At 65.0% G+C, this 12,467-nt stretch carries 9 protein-coding genes and 1 other RNA gene; 6 read left to right on the top strand and 4 right to left on the bottom strand.

Going from position 1 to position 12,467, the window contains the following annotated elements; all coding sequences use genetic code 11:
• Positions 1–32 precede the first annotated feature (32 nt).
• A complete protein-coding gene (locus tag GEV01_RS11615; RefSeq protein WP_152804441.1) occupies positions 33–332 on the bottom strand; it encodes an antibiotic biosynthesis monooxygenase family protein in 300 nt (99 codons plus the stop codon).
• A gap of 25 nt (positions 333–357) precedes the next feature.
• On the bottom strand, positions 358–1,002 hold the full coding sequence (locus GEV01_RS11610; RefSeq protein ID WP_152805638.1) for a TetR family transcriptional regulator: 645 nt from the start codon (positions 1,000–1,002) through the stop codon (positions 358–360).
• A gap of 185 nt (positions 1,003–1,187) precedes the next feature.
• Here GEV01_RS11610 and GEV01_RS31105 point away from each other — a divergent pair, with 185 nt between their 5' ends.
• The 5 genes from GEV01_RS31105 (at position 1,188) to GEV01_RS11585 (ending at position 9,598) form a co-directional block, all read left to right on the top strand.
• Complete coding sequence (locus tag GEV01_RS31105; protein ID WP_235914335.1) at positions 1,188–1,775, top strand: apolipoprotein A1/A4/E family protein; 588 nt, start codon at positions 1,188–1,190, stop codon at positions 1,773–1,775.
• 193 nt (positions 1,776–1,968) lie between these two features.
• Positions 1,969–2,328, top strand: a transfer-messenger RNA (tmRNA) gene (ssrA, locus tag GEV01_RS11600).
• Positions 2,329–2,487: 159 nt separating this feature from the next.
• Positions 2,488–5,658: a hypothetical protein gene (locus tag GEV01_RS11595; protein WP_152804440.1), complete on the top strand. Its 3,171-nt coding sequence runs from the start codon at positions 2,488–2,490 to the stop codon at positions 5,656–5,658.
• A 20-nt stretch (positions 5,659–5,678) separates the two neighbouring features.
• Positions 5,679–8,435, top strand: coding sequence for a patatin-like phospholipase domain-containing protein (locus tag GEV01_RS11590; protein ID WP_152804438.1), 2,757 nt, complete (start codon positions 5,679–5,681; stop codon positions 8,433–8,435).
• 53 nt (positions 8,436–8,488) lie between these two features.
• Complete coding sequence (locus tag GEV01_RS11585; RefSeq protein WP_152804435.1) at positions 8,489–9,598, top strand: DegT/DnrJ/EryC1/StrS family aminotransferase; 1,110 nt, start codon at positions 8,489–8,491, stop codon at positions 9,596–9,598.
• A gap of 2 nt (positions 9,599–9,600) precedes the next feature.
• On the opposite strand, the gene GEV01_RS11580 is transcribed toward GEV01_RS11585, so the two are convergent.
• Positions 9,601–10,065 (bottom strand): carboxymuconolactone decarboxylase family protein, encoded by a 465-nt coding sequence (locus GEV01_RS11580; protein WP_152804433.1) that lies wholly within the window; start codon positions 10,063–10,065, stop codon positions 9,601–9,603.
• 97 nt (positions 10,066–10,162) lie between these two features.
• Positions 10,163–11,032, bottom strand: a complete 870-nt coding sequence (locus tag GEV01_RS11575) for an RNA polymerase sigma-70 factor (protein ID WP_152804431.1) — start codon at positions 11,030–11,032, stop codon at positions 10,163–10,165.
• Positions 11,033–11,323: 291 nt separating this feature from the next.
• On the opposite strand from GEV01_RS11575, the gene GEV01_RS11570 reads away from it, so the two are divergent.
• Positions 11,324–12,457, top strand: coding sequence for a sigma-54 interaction domain-containing protein (locus GEV01_RS11570; protein WP_328595495.1), 1,134 nt, complete (start codon positions 11,324–11,326; stop codon positions 12,455–12,457).
• Positions 12,458–12,467: the final 10 nt, after the last annotated feature.

The following is a 12,467-nucleotide window of genomic DNA, read 5'->3' as shown; positions in this document are numbered from 1 at the left end:
CTCCTTCTTGAGACTGCGCAGTCATGGGCGGCTTAAAAGCCGGAGACCACGGTTTCGAAATGTTCCACTTTCGGTGGCAGGGCGAAATGGCTGCCCACCAGCCCGCGCCAGGTCAGGAAACCCTGGCTGCCGCGAAAATCGACCGTATGGTGTTCCACCGTCTGCCAGCCCACCACCAGGTGATAGGTATCGGGCACCTCGATGTCGCGGTCCAGGCGCATCGACAGGCAGCCGGCGGCGTTTTTGAACACCGGCACCGCCTCGGCCACCGCAGCCTGGAAGGCGGCGTGCGACTCGGGTTTGATGTACAGCTCGGCGATTTCATAAATCATCAGGCATTCCTTTCAAGATATGCCTCTATTGTGCCTCAAGCGCGGCCGGCGTGCGCAGGATGAACAACATCGCCTGTTGCGCCAGCTGCTGGATATCGGCGCCGCTGCCGGGCTTGTACCACTGCACGGTCCAGTTCAGCGCGCCGAAGATCAGCAGGCGGTCGAACTGCGAGGGCATGGCCCAGTCGCCGGAGCGGTGCAGGGCGGCGATGGCGTGGTCCCAGACGGCCTCGTAGCGGTCCTTGAGCGTGATGATGCGCGCGCGCGAGGCGGCGTCCAGCGAGCGCCATTCGTACAGCAGCACGGCGATGAAATGGTGGTCGGGCGCCAGCAGCGTGTGCAGGTGGGCCTCGACCAGCTTGCGCAGCAGCGCGCACGGCGGCAGCGGCTGGCGGGCGATGGCCTCGATCTCGGCCAGCGAGTGCGCCAGGCCTTGCTCCATGATGGCGGCCAGGATGTCCTGCTTGGTCTTGAAATGGTAGAACCAGCTGCCGGCCTGGATGCCGGCGGCGGCCGCGATATCGCGCACGGTGGTGTTGTCGTAGCCCTTGGTGCGGAACAGCTGGGCCGATTTCTCGATCAATTCCGCGCGCAAGCCGCCGCCTTCCCCTTTCTGGGGGCGGCCGCGTTTCTTCGGGCTGGGGGCGTCGAGGGCAGCGGCACTGGGCATGGCGTAGGTCGGGCGCGGTGGTGTGGCTTTCATTTTAATGCAGCGCGATGGCTGTGTTGAGAAAAAACCATACGGACACCGTATTTTGTGCTGCATCGCAACAACGTGGCGCAAGGATGGGCTTGAGGCAGATCAGGACTGCGGTTCGGAGCCGGGATTAAGCTGGCCGGACAGGGGTGGGCCGTGTGATGACAGCGAAAAATAGCGCGTTAGCTCAGCTTGACAACGGCCGGCATGGTGTCGAGGATGAGGTGATGGACGCCCAGATTGAAACATTGAGGCAGGAGAGCGGGCTTGGTTTCAGGGAAGTCAACGCCCGCATCGACGAGCTGCGCCGCGAGACCACGGAGCGGATAGACCAGTTACGCCGCGAGACCACAGCGCGGATTGACCTCTTGCGCGGCGAGACGATTACCCGCATGGATGCCATGCAGAGTCGCATGGACGCTATGCACCGTGATTTAGGTAGTCGTATCGACAATATGCACCGCGAGACTAGTGCCCGCATGGACGCCATGAACAGTGATTTGGGTAGCCGTATCGACAATATGCACCGCGAGACTACTGCCCGTATGGACGCCATGCACAGGGATCTAGGCAGTCGTATCGACAGCATGCACCGCGAAATCACCGTCCGCATCGACACGGTGATCTATGAAAGCCAGAAGCGTATGGATCGCAGCGACGCCCAGTTCCGCTGGCTGGTTGCGCTATTGCTTTCCGGTTTCCTGGGCATGTTCGGCCTGCTGGCCAAGTCCATGGCCGTGCTTTAGCGGGCTGGGGGAGTGTTGGTGCCGGTATATTTCCCGACCGCCGGCGCCGGTAGTAGCCGCCTCGGAGAGGCGCTAATTGGTCGTTCTGTGTGAGAACTGCGCTCACTATAACGGGCAAATATGACGGGCGTTTGACGTGCGGTTGAGAGTGAGGGTGCGTAGCCGGGCAAAGTGCGGTAGAATGAAGTTCTGTGGGGACGACCTGGTTTCGACGTGGGTTGCAAAGCAGAACAGGGCATACCGAGGCCTGGCTACCTCGTAAATACACCCAGAAAAACTTAACTGCAAACGATAACTCGTACGCACTGGCAGCTTAATTGCTGTTAGCTCCTAAACGCTTCTTCCCTGGGGCGGACCGTTAAAAGTCATGGAGTCATTTACAGGGAATCGCACTGTGAGGGGTCACTTCAATCCGTGCTAAATCTAAGGTGAATCGCTAGTCCAAAACGTGCACGTCCGTGTTGTACTGGTTAAATTAAATGATAGTGCTAAGTATGTAGAACTGTCTGTAGAGTGCTTGCGGACGCGGGTTCGATTCCCGCCGTCTCCACCACTGGATTCAAGAAAAAGGCCCCGGCGCGAAAGCACCGGGGCCTTTGTTTTTTAATCCTATGGCCGCAACCGGCAGCGGAACTCCCATCCAGCAGTCGATGTCCAATCCAAGACTCATAGCCGCCGGCGCGCGCGCCGTCCTTGTGCATAAAGGCCCGTCATGGAGAAGGAATCGAAGTCAGCAGGCGGCATTCCCTTCAGCGGGCTCATGGCCATCGTCATGCTCACGGCCGGCGGACTGTTCATCCGCGCCGTCCCGCTGGAGGCCACGCGCCCGCCGGTCAGCGAGCAGAAGATCGAACGCACCAGTGCCTCGCAGGACATGGATGCACGGCTTTGGCAGGATCCCTTTGGCGCCGTGGCGAGAGCGCGCGAGGAAGCCCAAAAGCACAAGCCGGCCCAGGCCAAGGCGGCCGACCGGCTGCGCAACGAGCGGTTGCGGGCAAGCATGAAGAGCCCGAACCGCACCAAGTCCAGGGTGGAGGTGCTCGCAGTGATGCTGCCGGGCGGTAGCTATTCGGAGGATATCGAGAGTCGGCGACGGATCCGCTACGCGGTGCTGGCCGGTCTGAATGCCAGTGGCCTGGTGCCGTTCGACGCCGAACACCTGGGTTATTTCTTTGCCGGTTCCCGCGACGCCGAAACACCAGATCCGCCGCTGCCTGAAGTCGTGCCCTTTGAATGGTTCGAACCCGGCACCCGGCAGGACAGCGCTACGGCCCCCTGGATGCTGGTCATGTGGGTCGACAGCGCCGGCTTCAAGACCTATCCGCTGCGCCAGTTGCGCGAACTGACCCGAGGCTTCGCCGATCTGCCGGTTAGCTGGCGCGTCCTCGGTCCCCACCGCTCGGATGGCTTGCGCGACATGGTGACGGAAGCTGAACCTCCCGGCGCCACGCCGCTGCCGGATGCGCCGCCCCTCCATATCTATTCGGCCGTTGCCACAGTGCCGGACACGCTCCTCGTTCCCCAATGGCGGTCCGGCGATACCCTGCCTCACTTTTTTGCCGGGCACAAGGTTAACCTGATACGCACCATCGGCGACGACGACCAGCTGGCGGATGCGATGATCAGGGAACTGGCCTTGCGCGGGCTGCATGCGGTCGAGCGCGCGAACAAGCAGGACGCGACTTGCCAGTTATGGAACATCGGCCCGGATACACCCAGCCACATCGCCATCGTCTCCGAATGGGACACGCTGTATAGCCGCAGCTTGCGCAACGAGTTCAAGGCTAGTCCCGACGAGCCCGGCTTTTGCACCCACCGCGCCAGCTATATGCGCGGCCTCGACGGACAACTGCCTGCCGCCGGCGGCGCCGACACTGCGGCGGCCAAGGCTGGCCAGGCCAAATTCGGGACCGAGAACAAGAATGACAGCCGCCAGCGCGATGGCAGCTACATCGAGATCGCCGAGGGACAGAGCCAGTTCGACTACCTGCGGCGCCTGGCAAAGCACCTGACCGAAGTCGACCGGGATATCCAGAAGAACAGCCCGGACGGCAAGGGCTTGCGCGCCATCGGCGTGCTCGGCTCGGACGTGCACGACAAGCTGCTGGTGCTGCAGGCTTTGCAGCCGGAGTTTCCCAACGCGATCTTCTTCACCACCGACATGGATGCGCGCTTCCTCCACCCGCGCGAGAAGGCGTGGACGCGCAACCTGCTTGTCGGCTCGCACTTCAACCTGCGCCTGTCGGAGATCATGCAAGGGGACATGCCCACCTTTCGCGACAGCTACCAGACCTCGGTCTTCCTGGCGACGCGCCTGGCCGTGGACGATGCGCGGCGCGCGCTGGCGGCGCGCACCGGCGCCGCATCGTCGAGCACAGCGCCGACCAGCCAGCAGACCATTGCCAACTGGTTGTCCGAGCCACGCCTGTTCGAGATCGGCCGCACCCAGGCCTTTGACTTCAGCCCGCCGCCGGCGGCGCCGGTGGCGGGCCACGAACCACGCAGCGCCTGCAAAGGTCCGGACTGGAGCCACTGCGGCGGCAGCCTCCATCCGATGCCCAGCCCCCTGTATCCGCGCTTGCGCATGGCCACGCTGCTGTTCATCGCGAGCCTGCTGGTCCTGATGCTGTGGCTGCCGCCTGTCCTGGTCAGCCGCACCGCGCGCCGGCGGCTGGTCAAGGTCTTCGTCATCGGATCGGCGGTGCAACGGACGTGGCGCTGGCAGACCTTTGCCGCCTTGTTCGTACTGGTGCAGATCGCGCTGCCGCTGCTGCTGGCCTGCTATTGGGAAGCGTTCGCCAACTGGCTCACCCGCGATGGCAAGCCGCTGGTCGCCCTGGAAGGCATCAGCTCCTGGCCGACCGAGGCCATCCGCCTGCTCACGCTGCTGCTGTGCCTGTATCTTATCTTTGCCGGCTGGAGCGCGCTCAGCCAGAATCTGGATGACATCATCGAGCACCTTCAGCTCGGGCCTTTGCGCAGCAAACTGCTGGCCGAACAGCGCGCAGCGGATCGTCGCCTGCCGCGTTGGCTGCGATTCATCAACATGTTTGCGCTGCACCTCGCCTTCCCGCCGGACGTGCCCGCCGGCCGCCCGGACGAGGACTTCCTGCGCCGATACATCGTGCAAAACCGTATCAGCGCGCGCGCCTTGCGCACCACCGCCGTCGTGCTGCTGGCCGCCGGCGGCAGCGGGTTCCTGTGGCTGGCGTTGCACGGCCCCACGTTCACTCCGCACCGGGGCGGCTTGTCGTTGACGGTGCATCATTGGCTGCACTCCCTGATGTTGATTGCCATGTATTTCCTCGTATTCTTTGTGGTGGACGCCACGATTTTTTGCGTGAGCTTCGTGCGCGGACTGCAGGGAGCCAACTGGCCGGCCGCTACGCTGGCCCAGTTCGAGAATGAACTGGGGATTCCGCGCGCCTACCTGAACGACTGGATCGACCTGGAGTTCATCGCCCTGCGCACCAGGTGCGTCACCCGTTTGATCTACTGCCCCTTTATCGTGCTGTCGCTCTTCCTGGTGTCGCGCAGCCCCGTCTTCGATCACTGGTACATGCCCGCCACCGGGTTCGTGCTGGCGGTGCTGGGCGCAGGGGTGGCCCTGGCCTGTGCGGTGACGCTGCGCTGCGCCGCCGAGACCGCGCGGCGCAATGCGACCAGGAAGCTGCGCAATGAGATCATGCGTGCGAGCGGCGAGGGCGCGGCGGACACGCCCAAGCCAGCCCAGCTCACGCTGCTGCTGGAACGCATCGAGCACCTGCACGAAGGCGCCTTCGCCCCCTTCTGGCAGCAGCCCTTGCTCAAGGCTGTCTTGCTGCCCTTTGCCGCGTTTGGCGGGACCAGCCTGCTGGACTACTTGGCGCTGGCGAATATCTAGGACAGATCCGGGGGCATGTCATGGGCAGAGGACGACCAAAGCAGGGCGAGCAGCCGCCGGCAAGCGAGGCCCCCGCCACCTACCGCAGCCACATGGCCGAAGAGCGCAGGCGGGCCTGCGAGCGGCGCAGCGCGATGTCCCTGAGCACACTGCGCAGCCAAGCCGATCAGCAATGGGGACTGGCGCTGTCGGGCGGCGGCATCCGCAGCGCCACGTTCTGCCTCGGCGTGTTGCAAGCGCTGAGCCGGATTCCTGCCGCTGCGCTGCCCGCTCCGCCCGGTGTCGCCAGGAGCGGCCAGGCCACCGCCGCGCACGACTGCCTGCTGGCCCAGTTCGACTACCTGTCCACGGTCAGCGGCGGCGGCTATGTCGGCAGCTTCTTCGGCAGCTTGTTCATTCCCGACCGCCTGGGGAGTCCCACGCCCGGAGGCCAGCCCCAAACCGACCAGCAGGCCGCGCAACAGGCCTACCAGGTGTTCACATGCGATCCCCCGCGCATGCGCGAAGCGCTGCGCGAGCATCTCGGCACGGCCGGTGGACGCGCCGAGATGGCCATGGCGTGGCTGCGGGAAAACGGCCGCTACCTGTCCCCGGTCAGCGCCGGCGATACGCTGTACGGCGCCGCGACCGCGCTCAGGGCCTGGCTGGGCATGCAATACGTGCTGGGCACGCTGCTGGCATGCCTGTTCCTGGTGCTTGCCCTGGCAAAGCTGGTCTACGGATACGGATTGGCTTGGGCTTATGCCGCTTATGGAGCGGCCGGCGCGGCCGGCCCGGGCGGACTGCTGCCCCAGTGGCTGAGGTTCGATGCCGGCCCTGCGCTGTGGTGCAGTCCGCTGTGGGATCTGGTGGCGCTGCTGGCGGCCGCATGGGTCGCGCCCTGCATCCTGGCATTCTGGCTCATCTATCCGCGCCCCAGCAGTACGATCGGCGACAAGCCCGACCTGCGGGCTGCGCTCACGTCCTTCTCCCGAAGCCTTGGCCGGCAATCGGGCTGGCTCCCGGCGGTCGTCATGGCTGGTTTGATCCTGCTGTTGAGTGGCGTCACGGCTGCCGTGTCCGCGCTGCATGACGCCGATTGGACTCGTCTGTTTTATGTGGCCGTCGCGACCTCGGGCCTGATGCTGCTGGCCATGATCTGGTGGTTCGGCACCAGCGTCGGCGACCACGCGGTGATCGGCAACCACCGTGTGGTGCTGACCCGCTGCCTGACCAGCGGCTTGCGCTGGAGCGGCGCCGTGCTGTTCGTCGCGCTGGCCGACACCGTCGCGCAAGGGCTGTACATGAACCCCGCGCTGCGGGTGCACTGGCTGTCGCAGCTGACGCTGGGCGGCGTGATGACCTGGCTGGTGCACATGACCCAGCACCAGATCAAGGCCGGCACCAGCCGCCCCAAATTGCGCTTGCCGCTGGACCTGCTGTTCGGCGTGCTGGGATTGTTGCTGGCCTTCGTCTTGTGCGTGTTCTGGGACATGGCGGTGCTGTGGCTCGAATGGAACGGCGGCATACCGCAGCCCGGCGCGCTCGCCGCGACACTGGCGGGCCGCTTGCCCTTGGTGTCGATCAGCCTGGCCTGCGCGCTGGCCCTGGTGCTGATCGTCGCGCACTATCCGCAATTTCTCAACCTGTCGACGCTGTCCGGACTGTACGGCGGCCGCCTGACCCGCGCCTACCACGGCGCCTCCAACGGCAAGCGCTTCGAGCACGCCTCGGCAGCGGCCCGCAGCTCCGCCGAACCCGACGCCAGCGACCATATCGACTATGCCGCCTACACCAGGAACCAGATGGCGCCCATGCATCTGATTAACATTTGCCTCAACCAGAACGTCGACCCGTCGGAACAACTGGTGCAACGCGACCGCAAGGGGCGGCCGATGGTCATCCTGCCCGGCATGCAGAACCATCCTGTCGTGCCCAACATCGCGGTCGACGGCCAGATCCTGCACCCGGACCCGGCCCTGCTGGCACAGAGCGACACGCTGACCATCGGCGAGTGGGTGGCGGTCTCGGGCGCCGCGGTCAGCAGCGGCATGGGGCGCGGCACCACGGCCGCCAAGGCTTTCCTGCTGGGCCTTGCCAACGTGCGGCTGGGACGCTGGTGGCAGTCCGGGATCCCGGCGAAGCCGGACGACGAGCGCAACCGCCTGGCCAGATGGATGCGCCGCTACTTCCCGACCCAGGTGTATCTGGTCGAGGAATTGACCGCCCATTTCCACGGACTGCGGCGCCGCTTTCACTACCTGAGCGACGGCGGCCATTTCGACAATACCGGCATCTACGAGTTGCTGCGGCCGGAGCGCCAGATCAAACTGATCGTGGCCTGCGACTGCGGCGCCGACCCCGCCTACCAGTACCACGACCTCGGCGTCCTGATCCGCCTGGCCCGGATCGACTTTGGCCTGGACCTGCGCCTGGCGGAGGGCGCGCAAGCGGCGGCGCTGGAGGACGCCTTCGGCAGTTTCGAGACCATGCGGCGGGGCGACCGCAACGGTCATTGTGCCTTGCTGCTCAACGGCTACCGTCCGGGCAGCGTACCGGGCGGCGCACCGGACGTGCGCATCGTCGTCCTCAAGCCGGTGCAGGTCGGCGCCATGCCGGGCGACCTGTGCACGCATGCCGCCGACCAGCCGCAGTTTCCCCAGCAGACCACGGCCGATCAGTTTTTTGACGAGGCGCAGTGGGAGAGCTACCGCAAGCTGGGCGCGCTGATCGCGGAGCGTGTGCTGGGGGCCGGCCAGGCGCATGCCGCCGTGCTGTGGCCATGCCTGAGCAGCTAGCGTGCGGCGCTGGTAGAATCGTTGTCCCAGTCTCTCCGCACAGGCCGCCATCCATGCTCAAATTCGCCCAACCCCAACTCGATGAAGACACCATCCAGGCCGTCGCCGCCGTGCTGCGTTCCAACTGGATCGCCACCGGCCCCAATGTGACGGAACTGGAGCGCGCCTTGTCCGAGAGCTTCAGCGGCCGCCCCTCGCGCGTGCTGACGTCGGCGACGGGCGCGATGGAAATCGCGCTGCAAGTATGCGGCATCGGCCCCGGCGACGAAGTGATCACCTCCGCGCAAAGCTTCTTCTCCGCGATGAACATGATCGTCAAGGTCGGCGCCACGCCGGTGTTCGTCGATTGCGAGCTGCACACCCGCGCCATAGACCTGGCGCAGGTGGAGGCGGCCATCACGCCGCGCACCAAGGCCATCATGCCGACCCACTTCCCCGGCGCGCTGGGCGACATCGACGCGCTGTACGCGCTGGCCAAGCGCCACCAGCTGCGCGTGATCGAAGACGCCGCGCTGGTGCAGGGCTCCTACTGGAAGGACCAGCCGGTCGGCGGCTTCGGCGACATCGCCACCTTCAGCTTCCACCCGAATAAAAACATGACCACCATCGAAGGCGGCGCCATCGTCGTCGCCAGCGAGGACGAGGCCAAACTGGTGGACCTGCTGCGCTTCCACGGCATCAAGCGCCTGCCCGACGACACGCGCGACGTCGCCGTCGCCGCCGGAAAATTCAATATGTCCGACGTCTCGGCGGTGATCGGCGTGCACCAGTTGAAGCAGCTGCCGCGCTTCCTGGTGCAGCGCGCCGCGCTGGTGGAGCGCTACTTCGAAAAATTCCCGCCAGTGCCGGGCGTGGTGCTGCCGCCGCAAGGCGTGCCGCGCCAGAGCTGGAATATGTTCAACGTGCTGATCCCCTACGAACAGTTCGGCCACACCCGCAAGAGCTTCCGCGCCGCCTTGCAGGAGCAGGGCGTGGGCACCGGCATGTCGTACGAAGCCTGCCACCTGACCACCGTCGGCCGCGGCTACGGCTACACCGACGGCCAGTTCCCCATCGCCGAACGCATCGCACGCGAAACCGTCACCCTGCCGCTGCACGCGTCGATGACGGCGGAGGATGTCGACCACGTCTGCGCCGTGGTCGCACAAATCCTCAAGGCCTGACCTTACATGCCGGGCGCCGGCACTTCAGGGATCTGGTTGCGCAGGCTGGCGTTGATGGTGTTCCAACCCTTGATCACGGCGATGGTGTAGCTGATCTCGGCGATCTCGTTGTCGGTGAAATGCTGCTGCAGCAGCGCGAAATCATCGTCGCTAGGGTGCTGGTGCGGGATCGCGTTGACCGCCTCGGCCCAGTTCAGCGCTGCGCGTTCGCGCTCGCTGAAGAAGGGCGCTTCGCGCCAGCCGGCGATGGCGTTCAGGTGGCGCGGATTGGCTTCCTGCTTGATCAGATCGCGCCAGTGCATATCGATGCAGACGCCGCAGCCGTTGATCTGCGATACGCGCAGATTGATCAGCTCCACCAGGCGCGGGCCCAGCGAACTTTTCTTGACGGTGCCGGACAGCGCGATCATCGCGTGCAGGTTGGCTGGCGCGAGCTGGAAGAAGGGGATGCGTGCGGAGTGGTTCATGATGGTGCCTTTCGTTCGTTTGAGGGCACACCATTGCGCCCTCCATACCTGTTAGACGCCCCGGCTTCACATCCTGTGACAGCTTTTTAAAAAAATCTCAAATAAATTGCGGCACACCGGTCAGCTTGTCCGGATTGCGCACGATGAAGATCGAAACGATGGCGCCGTCCTCCACCAGGAAGGACTGCGCCGACTCCAGCTTGCCGTCCACATAGCGGATCAGCCCCGGAGCGCCGTTGACGCGCGCCGACAGGTAGACGACCTTGTTCGGATTCTGGTGCTCCAGCGACCAGTACACCCCGGCCACGCGCCCGGCGCCGTGCAGGATGTGCAGGAAGGAGTTGACCTTGCCGCCGCCGTCGGCTACCAGTTGTACGTCGCCCGCCATCATCGCCTTCATGGCCGCGCGGTCGCCGACCTTGGCCGCCTCGATGAATTTACCCAGCAGGTCGCGGTGCTGGTCCTTCGGCACGTCGAAGCGCGGCTTCTGCTGCTGCACGCGCTCCTGCGCGCGGTGCACCATCTGCCGGCAGGCCGCTTCGCTCTTGCCCAGTACCTCGGCGATATCGGCATAGTCGTGATCGAACACCTGCCGCATCAGGAACGCCGCGCGCTCCTCGGGCGACAGCCGCTCCAGCACCCACAGGAAGGCCACCGACACCTCGCTCGCCATCTCGGCGCTGCTCTCGGGCGTGCGCTCGTCCAGTTCCACGATGGGCTCCGGCAGCCACCAGCCGACATAGGACTCGCGCTCCGCCATGCGTCCGCGCAGGCGGTCGATGGCGAGGCGGGTGGTGATCGTCACCAGCCAGGCCTCGGCCGACTGCACGGCCTCCTGCGCGCTGCCGTGCCAGCGCAGCCAGGCATCCTGCACCACGTCCTCGGCGTCTGCGCGCGTGCCGAGCATGCGGTAGGCGATGGAGAACAGTCGTGGACGCAGGGCGTCGAAGGCGATGGTGTCGGTCATGGCAGGTAAAAGTAGGAGTCGTTCAGCTTAGACGTGGCGGCATTCCATTTTGTGACAGTGTTGCACAACTGTTGATCCCATGTTGGTTTTGCAGCACCTCGCAGTGCAGCAAATGAAATACAACACTGTCCGAAAAATCATTTTACGTTCCCGCCGCAAGCCGCACCAATCCACAGCAGTGGCGATGCCTCTTTATCCAGAATGTGAATTTAGATGTACGTAATGATTCGTGTGCGCCGCAACAAATTTTCCCTACTCTGGCATGACTACTCAACAATAACGGGAACCGCCGTGGACAATCTACTTACCTTCCCCGACCAGTCCGGGATGACCTTGTCGATCCGCGCCAAGGCCTTGCTATTTCACGATCCGCGCTCGTCGGAACTGCTGCAACAGGTGGAGCGCATCGCCCGCAGCGACGCCACCACCCTGATCGTCGGCGAGACCGGCACCGGCAAGGAGCTGATCGCGCGCCACATCCACAACCAGAGCGGGCGGCGCGGTCCCTTCGTCGCGGTCAACTGCGGCGCCTTCAGCGAAACGCTGATCGATGCGGAGCTGTTCGGCCACGAAGCGGGCGCCTTCACCGGCGCCACGCAGGCGCGCTCCGGCTGGTTTGAAGCGGCCAACGGCGGCACCCTGTTCCTCGACGAGATCGGCGACCTGTCGCTGGCGCTGCAAGTGAAGCTGCTGCGCGTGCTGCAGGAGCGGCAGGTGGTGCGCCTCGGCGCGCGCCAGCCGATACCGCTGAACGTGCGCCTGGTGGCGGCCACCAACGTCGACCTGCACAAGGCGATAGCGGCCGACCGCTTCCGCTCCGACCTGTACTACCGCCTCGGCGTGGCGACCGTGCACCTGCCGCCGCTGTGCGAACGCACCGGCGACATCCTGCCGCTGGCCCGCCATTTCATCGACGTCTACAGCGGCAAGCTGAAACTGGAGGATGTCACGCTGTCGTCGGACGCCAAGGTGGCGCTGCTGTCCTACGAATGGCCGGGGAATATCCGGGAGCTGGAAAACGTCATCCACTTCGCGCTGATCGTCTGCCGCGACAACCAGATCCAGGCCGAAGACCTGAAGCTGACCGGCATCTCGCACCGCCATCACACGCACCTGGCGCGGCAGGCGCCATCCGCGCCGCCGCCTCCGAGTGCGGACAGCTTGCAGCAGCAGCTGTCTGCGCTGGTCAACAGCATGATAGACAGTGACCAGCCGGACCTGTTCGACCGCTTCGAGGAAGCCGTGGTGCGCACCGCCTTCGACTCCTGCCACCGCAACCAGGTGCAGACGGCGCGGGTGCTGGGCATCAGCCGCAACATCCTGCGCACGCACCTGAAGCGCTTCGGCCTGATCGGCTTCGACGCGGTGGGCGAGTTGGGTGCGGTGCCTGGCTCCGCCGGCCACGGCGAACTGCTGCAGCATTGATGGGGGCCGA

This window comes from Rugamonas rivuli, from assembly GCF_009380165.1.
Lineage (GTDB): Bacteria > Pseudomonadota > Gammaproteobacteria > Burkholderiales > Burkholderiaceae_D > Rugamonas > Rugamonas rivuli.
Note: the sequence above shows the minus strand (reverse complement) of the source record. Positions and strands in the feature narration are given on the sequence as shown.